The 940-nt window shown below is 62.2% G+C and carries 1 protein-coding gene; it reads left to right on the forward strand.

Going from position 1 to position 940, the window contains the following annotated elements:
* On the forward strand, positions 1-768 hold a 768-nt coding region (locus tag E5W70_RS32510), incomplete at its 5' end, for an MBL fold metallo-hydrolase (protein ID WP_292665464.1).
* Between the last annotated feature and the right edge of the window lie 172 nt (positions 769-940).

Consider the following 940-nt stretch of genomic DNA (forward strand, 5'->3'; position numbering starts at 1 on the left):
GCAATCGTCAATGTCGTGTTCTTCGGCGCACCGGCCAGCGGAGATCGGAACTGGGTGCTGATCGATACGGGGTTGCCGACGTCCCGCAGCAGGATTCTTGCGGTCGCGGAAAGGCGGTTTGGCACGAACGCACGGCCGGCCGCGATCATCCTGACCCACGGCCATTTCGACCATGTGGGAACGGTTCTAGACCTCGCAAATAAATGGGACGTGCCTGTCTTCGCGCATCCACTCGAGCGCCCCTATTTGGACGGAACCGCATCCTATCCGCCACCCGATCCCTGGGTCGGGGGTGGACTGATGGCGCTGCTGTCGCCGCTTTTTCCACGCGGGCCAATTGATTTTGGCAACCGTTTGGAACTCTTACCTGCCGACGGATCGATCCCCGGAATGCCCAGATGGCGATGGTTACACACACCCGGGCACGCCCCTGGGCATATCTCGCTCTGGCGCGAGGAGGACCGTTCGCTGATCGTAGGGGACGCTTTCATCACCACCGGTCAGGAGTCAGTCTATGAGGTCGCCGTCCAGGGTCTCGAGATGCACGGTCCGCCGCGCTACTTCACGCCGGACTGGGATGCGGCGGAAAGATCCGTGAAGCACTTGGCTGCCCTGAACCCGCAGATGGTCATCAGTGGACACGGTGCGGCTGCTGCGGGAGTGGGCATGCGTCACGCTCTTGACAGCCTGGCTGAGCGGTTCAGGGTGTTCGCCGTCCCGCCGAAATTGAAATTTGTGCGCGAGCCGGCGGCAGTCCAAGATGCCTGAGACTAACCGAGCCGCCGTCGTTCTGAATATGGTCAAGTTGCGCAGACTCTACCTCTCGAGCCGGTAGAGTTACCCGTCCGATCGCGCGGCCCCATCGTCGCCGACAAACTCTGACAGCGGAACAAACCCGAGAGGCGCCGGTTAGGTCGTTCGATCGGCGCAGGGCGACTGC

The sequence above is a fragment of the Mesorhizobium sp. genome (assembly GCF_005063415.1).
Taxonomy (GTDB): Bacteria; Pseudomonadota; Alphaproteobacteria; order Rhizobiales; family Rhizobiaceae; genus Mesorhizobium.